4 protein-coding genes are annotated in these 5,461 nt (G+C 47.6%); all 4 read right to left on the bottom strand.

Annotation, left to right across the window (positions count from 1 at the left end):
* Positions 1-409: sigma-70 family RNA polymerase sigma factor (locus ACTHMC_RS08790; RefSeq protein WP_440412659.1), on the bottom strand; the 409-nt coding region annotated here is incomplete at its 3' end.
* A gap of 279 nt (positions 410-688) precedes the next feature.
* The gene (locus ACTHMC_RS08785) at positions 689-2,497 is read right to left on the bottom strand and encodes a DUF4139 domain-containing protein (RefSeq protein WP_440412658.1); all 1,809 of its coding nucleotides are present in this window, start codon (positions 2,495-2,497) and stop codon (positions 689-691) included.
* 57 nt (positions 2,498-2,554) lie between these two features.
* The gene (gene glgP, locus ACTHMC_RS08780; RefSeq protein WP_440412656.1) at positions 2,555-4,207 is read right to left on the bottom strand and encodes an alpha-glucan family phosphorylase; all 1,653 of its coding nucleotides are present in this window, start codon (positions 4,205-4,207) and stop codon (positions 2,555-2,557) included.
* Between the two features lie 101 nt (positions 4,208-4,308).
* The gene (locus ACTHMC_RS08775; protein ID WP_440412654.1) at positions 4,309-5,277 is read right to left on the bottom strand and encodes a hypothetical protein; all 969 of its coding nucleotides are present in this window, start codon (positions 5,275-5,277) and stop codon (positions 4,309-4,311) included.
* Between the last annotated feature and the right edge of the window lie 184 nt (positions 5,278-5,461).

The following is a 5,461-nucleotide window of genomic DNA, read 5'->3' as shown; positions in this document are numbered from 1 at the left end:
GCTGAGGTGTGAGCTTGCTGATACCCTCTTCAATGATACGGGACACTTCTTTCAGTTCCAGGCTGGCAACGGGGTCAGAAAGGGAATCAGCAAAGTATTCCCTGAGGTACTCGTCAAAGGTTCCGGTGAAAACATGACTGCGCAGTTTATTCAGGATATGGTTCCTGGCGGCAGTGAGCAGATAAGCTTTGAAGTCTTTTACTTCTTTCAGTAATTCCTTTTTGATCCACAGGTTGGCGAAGACCTCCTGTGCAGCATCTTCCGCCAGTTCAGGCGATTTAGCAAAAATCAGTGCAACAGAATACACCCTGGGCCAGTAGTGTTTGAACACCAGCTTGAAGGCTGTTTCGTCTCCCAGGGCAACCCGTTCCACCAGTTCAGCTTCGTTATGGTGTATATAATCAGACAACCGAAACCAGGTTTTAGAAGTACTAATTGGAACGATACTTAAAAATCGGACAGGAAGATAGGATATTTTAAGTGTGGGAGGGCAGCTTTTTTATGGACTTTCCACTGCTGAACGCGGAGAGCAGTCGTCCGCGTCCCCGCGAGTGACAACTATTCCGTTGCCTCCGGCGACACAATGGTAGCCAGAGGCGGGCAAATATTGGTCATTCGCGGGGGGACGCGGGGGACTGCTCCCGGAGTAAAAGCAATATATCTTATTATCAGTATCTTCTACCTTTTACTACAAAGGCAGCACTTTATCTTTCGGATATCTAACGCTATAGCTCATACGAAGTTTACGGGATTCCCCGGGCTTCAGCTCCATATTCCAGGTAAGGAAAGATTGCTCCTTATCAAGATCGGCGCCACTGAATTCAAGGAGTTCCACTTCTATCTCTTTATCGGTAGGAATCGGGAACAGGTCTTTCACCTGCAGTTGAATGGCTTCCTTTTTATTGTTTTTCACGGTGATCTCGTAGGTGAAGGTGTGCAATTTTTTGGTATTGAGGAATTTCACGCTGCTGAAATCCTTCAGTTTCTCGCGGGTGATCACCACCCGCCTGTCCTTGCCCAGGGTGAGGTTGAGGGTATCACTGGTGGAACCGGGATTGATGAAGGTTTTGCCCACATAGGTTCCCTCGAAGATGATATTGGCTTCACCGGGTAACAATTGCAGCGATTCCCATCCACCGATACAACCGAGCAGGTATGCATCTTTGTCTTTCACGGGCGCTGCAAAATATTTGTAAGTGGCGGGAGCCAGTTTCTCTTTCAGGCTTACCACCTGCTCTTTACCGTTTGTTGGTACATCATAGGGCAGATCAATTTCGTAGGTAACATTGAGCTGGTTATCGTTCTCGTTCACATAATCCTCCATCCCTTTCTTCAGGTCAATAACAATGGCGCCGCCTGCTGCGCGGGATCCGTAGATGGCGCTGGCTTTATCCTCTTTCAGAACATTTACGGATTTGATGGCCTGCTTGTTGATCTGGTTGTATTGTTCGCGGGTGATCATGTTCCCATCCAGGATGTAAACCGGTTCAGGCGTCTGGCGAAAATCATCGCTATCGCTTTTTCTGCCATACCCCGTTACCACCACTTCCTGTAATGAGGAAACTCCCCTTATCATTATTCCTGATGTTTTTCCTGCCAGCACATCCCTCATGGCATTCAGCTGCGGAAAGGCCAGCAGCCAGCTTTTCAGCTCAGGCGCCGTTGCATTCATATTTGGCATGCTGGTGGCCAGCACCAGTTTTACATTCTTCCAGTCGATGCCGGAAGTCTGGGTAAGCTTAGCCTTGAAACCGATGTTCACCGGTTTTGTGATATTCTCCACGCGCAGATCATAGGATGGGTTCCAGGCTGCCAGTGGTGTGATGTAAGATACAGTGAGGGTGTAGGTGCCGGCCATGGGCGAAAAGGCCTGGAAGGAAAGCTGACCGCTGGTGCTCACATTCTTCTGTTCTTCTTCTTTGAGCTGTTCCAGCAGGCGGGTTTCTGTTATCCTGAGTTTGTTCTCTTTATCTTTTAAAGTGAAGAGTTCTTTCTGCAATTCGGTTGCCTTTGACCGGTAGTAGTCCATCATCTTTGTAAGCTCCTGCACACTTACCCCGTTCTGTGAACCGGCAATGGATTTATTGGCAGCCAGTACCAACTGCAATTCTTTTGCTGTATTGATATTGGCCTGCACCAGGGCGAGCTCATCCGAGTTATGCTGAATGGAATCCCTTATCTTTTTAACTCCGGCGCTCTCCTCTGCTGCACGGAGGAAGTTCTGTCCAAATTCAACTGACATGATAGTTAGCTGGTTATTATCGGCGGTGATGCGCACACTGTTCACCTCGATCTTATTGCTGATGCCATCGATAATGAATTCATTGTTACCCTGCGCCAGCGTTACTTTTGCCGAATGGAACAGCTCAGCACCTGAGCGGTACACGATTGCTGATTTCAAGGTGGAGGGCACTATATTCTTTCCCGGGCCTGAGTTTGCGAAAGAAATATGGATGACTGAAAAATAAAAAACTGCGACAACCATTAGCTGTTTCATACAAACGATTTTGGTGAATACAGCTAACGGATGCGCAGTTCTCCGGAATTACACAAACTATTTATAGAGTTCCTGGTAATACTGAGCGGCCATCCTCGAAGATTCAAACTGGAAGCGCACGTCTCGCATACCATTGATGGTTACAGACCTCCAGGTATCATATTGATTATAATAGAGTGGCAGGATCTCTTTTTCCAGGATATCATAGATCTGGTTGAGATCGTAATCATCCTGCTCCTGCGTATTCATACGGGCATAGTCGCCTTTCGGCACCACAAAGCCATTGTGGCCGTGGTTTACGAATTCGGGGATCCAGCCGTCGTCCGTAGAGAAGTTGACAGCGCCGTTCATTGCGGCGGTCATGCCACTGGTGCCGGAAGCTTCGCGGGGAACACGGGGATTGTTGAGCCAGCAGTCAGCAGCCTGTTTCAGGCGTTTGCTGAGCGCCAGTTCATATCCGGTGAGCACAGCCACATTGCTGTATTTTTTGCTCAGATTCACCAGTGCATTGAATTCATTGATGGCCGGATAGTCCATCGGGTAAGGTTTTCCTGCCCAGATGATCTGCACCGGATATTGTTTGCTGGATAATAACTTCTCAAATCTTTCCTTATTACGTGTGAGGAAATCAGCACGCTTGTAGCCGGCGAATCTTCTTGCCCACACAATGGTGAACACATCCGGCCTGAACAGTTTGCCCGTCTGGTCCGCTACAATATCAAAGGCCCTGCGTTTAAGGTGCCGCTTACGATCATCCCAGATCTCGTCATTACCGGTTTCAATGGCATTGTACAACTGCTTGTCTGCCCAGTAACGGTAGTTCTGTGAATTGGTAATGGAAATGATCGGACAAACGCCGGGATATTTACCCCACATCAGTCTTGATACCACACCATGCAACTGCGATACGCCATTGGCCAGGTGCGCAAAACGAAGCGCTACCAGTGAGTGGTTGAACAGATCATCTTCAATGCCGGTGAGCTTGCGCACTTCATCCAGTCCCAGTCCGCAGAAATAACTCATTTTCTGACAGAGGTAGATATCATGTTTTTCATTGCCGGCCTCTTCAGGCGTATGCGTGGTGAACACCAGTCGTTTTTTGATGTCCTCCACATTACCGAATTTTTTATAGAGATAGAACACGGAAGAAACACCGTGTGCTTCATTGAGGTGATAACGATCGGGGTTGAAGTTGAGCTCGTCCACGAGTTTTGCGCCGCCAACACCCAGCAGGATGAACTGCGCCACCTTGGTAGCCACGTTGGCATCGTAGAGGCGGTGGGTGATGGTCTGGGAAACATAATCATTCTCGGGAACATCGGTGCTAAGCAGGAACAAGGGAGCGGTACCAAAGATCTCTGGTTTCAGGTACCATACTTTCACCCATACCGGGTGATCATGAATGGTGATCTGGAACTGGATGCCGGTATCTTCCAGGAAGCTGTAATGTTTTTCCATCCAGGTCACATTCAGGGTCTCGTCCTGGTTGCGGGCCTGATCATAATATCCATATTTCCACAAAATGCCGATGCCGATCATATTCTGGCTCAGCTCGTAAGCGCTTCTGAGGTGGGAACCACTCAGGAAACCCAGGCCTCCGCTGTAAATTTTGAGGGGCTGCGCAATGGCGAACTCCATGGAGAAATAAGCTACTCTCTTTTTGTAAGCCTCATCGATGGGGTACGGTACGGTATAATTGGTAAAATCCATAATTATCGTCTGCTTGGTGATTAAAAACAATGTGTACAAACTACACAAACGAGTGCAATATACTGCTTATTCTATAAAAATTAAGGGCAAGGGCCCTGGAACTACTTTTTCTTACCGGCCGGTGTGGTGGGTTTTGCTGCTTTCTTACGCGTGTAACTGCCTTCAAAGAAGCATTTGATATCGCGCCAGGAGCCGCATCCACCGGTTTCTTTCATGGTAACGGTATTGCCTTTGAAACTGAATTGCAGTTCACATGGATTGCCGCCTTCCTGGTACACGGCCAGGTTACTGTTTACAAGCCTTGCCACACCTTTCAGTTCTCCTTTGCATTCACCCTTGTCTTTTTCAAAGTGCACGAAGAAGCTGAGCTCATTGGGCCTTTTGGAATCCCGGAAAGAGATAAAATTCTTTTTATTCTGTACATAGTCGCCAGCCAGTTTATGGCTGGTTTTAAGTGTATCGATCGGATTGATCACATCCTGGATGATCTCCTCGTTGGGCTCGGTCATCAGCAATGTGAACTCATTGGCAGCGCTGTTGTAGAAATATACATTCCGTTTGAATGAACTGATCATCCCGGCCTGCTTACGCTCCCGGTATGTGATGATCTGGAGTTTTTTGTCAAGCACCCCGTATGAGCTGGTGGAATTATCGAATCCGTCCTTTACAAGCGGGATGGTATTGAGGTATTTGTTATCGTCACTGAATACCACCAGGTAGCAAACGCGTTTACTGCCTGCCGTTGCCTTCACAAAAAGATAGGTCTCCTTGCTTTTGTCTTTATACCTGGCCAGTGAATACAGTTTCAGGGAGGCCGGATTGCTGAAATCCTTCTTCATTACACTGTCCGGAATGAACTGTTTGAAGATCTTCATGCCGATGAGTGCTGAATCAGTAGTTTTTTTCACCAGCAACGTATCATCCATCCGGAATGGCAGGGCCGTTTCCGGAAAGAATTCAATGAAGTCGCCGATCTCCACCTTGTCATCATCTTTCAGAGAGGTCTTTTTTTCCTTGCATGCCGATGCAAACAGCAGCAACACAGGCAAAAAGAAGAGAATTTTTTTCATATACCGGTTTGGTGTTGATGCGTTAAAAGTAGGCATTCAGCACCACTAACGGAAAAGTTATTTGATTGTTACGATTTATTTTTTAGATTTGTCTAAATTTTATTTTAGATGGACGCAGGCGAAGTATGCCGGTCGCTCGCGTCCCCGCGAGTGACTTATATTCCGTCGCCTCTGGCAACACGTC

Source organism: Pseudobacter sp., assembly GCF_051955275.1.
Classification (GTDB): Bacteria; Bacteroidota; Bacteroidia; order Chitinophagales; family Chitinophagaceae; genus Pseudobacter.
The sequence above is the reverse complement of the archived record's forward strand: the minus strand, read 5'-3'. Positions and strand labels throughout refer to the sequence as shown.

What these genes read in the sequence shown, in the direction of transcription:
- ACTHMC_RS08785 (WP_440412658.1), bottom strand. Translation starts at nt 2,497, where the DNA reads ATGAAACAGCTAATGGTTGTCGCAGTTTTTTATTTTTCAGTCATCCAT.
- glgP (WP_440412656.1), bottom strand. Translation starts at nt 4,207, where the DNA reads ATGGATTTTACCAATTATACCGTACCGTACCCCATCGATGAGGCTTAC.
- ACTHMC_RS08775 (WP_440412654.1), bottom strand. Translation starts at nt 5,277, where the DNA reads ATGAAAAAAATTCTCTTCTTTTTGCCTGTGTTGCTGCTGTTTGCATCG.